Source organism: Aporhodopirellula sallentina SM41 (assembly GCF_000346505.1).
Taxonomy (GTDB): Bacteria; Planctomycetota; Planctomycetia; order Pirellulales; family Pirellulaceae; genus Rhodopirellula; species Rhodopirellula sallentina.
In genome coordinates, this window is the sequence record NZ_ANOH01000137.1 from 1 (window position 1) to 778 (window position 778).

Consider the following 778-nt stretch of genomic DNA (forward strand, 5'->3'; position numbering starts at 1 on the left):
TTCTCCGCGGGGAACTTGCCAACGTAATCGACCGTCGGGCTGCATCGCATCGGACAAGTCCAACACCTGCTCGATCGCAAAGGTTTGATCGTCCGGGTTCGAACGTGCAACAGGTGGGTCAACGTAAGCGAACGAGTTGTTGCCACGCCAAATCGAGAACGGATAGCGAATGAACAAGGCCTTGCGATCGACCTCTCGAAGCCGATCATCCGTCTTGGGAATCGCCAACACTTTGACATCCTCAAACCATTCATCGCGTCCGACCAGAAAATCTATCTTCCGCTGAGGCGGCACCGGCAGCAGGCCTTCAAAGGTGCTCGGCCCTTTCACCTGCGTCTCACTGAAAACAAGATGCTGCATAGAATCCTCGGGCGCGTTCCATGGCCCACCGCTACCACTCCATCCCGGTCCGCTGCCGAGCGAGATTTCGATGCCCAACCGCTGGGCCTCGCGTGCTGCGTGAACGAACAAGTCTTGCCATTGCTCGCTCATGAAGTCGACCGGACCACGAGGCACACCGACGTTGACCTCCAAGAAGATCAAATTGCCGATGCCGGCACGCTTCATCGACTCCAAGTCCTTGGTCATCTCTTCAGGATCGATGTTCCCGTCCATGAAGTACCAATAGACACCGGGACGCGATGAATCGGGTGGCGATGCGAAGGACTGAAACAGATCGTCCGCAACCGCCTCATTTGAAAACACCGCGAGGCAAATCGAAATTGCCAGAAGAAAACGAAGAGTCAGCATGGCCGGGCCCTCGTAAAGGTGTCGTGCA

1 protein-coding gene is annotated in these 778 nt (G+C 56.2%); it reads right to left on the reverse strand.

Annotation, left to right across the window (positions count from 1 at the left end; translation table 11 throughout):
* On the reverse strand, positions 1-750 hold a 750-nt coding region (locus RSSM_RS08945; RefSeq protein WP_008676930.1), incomplete at its 3' end, for a glycosyl hydrolase.
* Positions 751-778 lie beyond the last annotated feature (28 nt).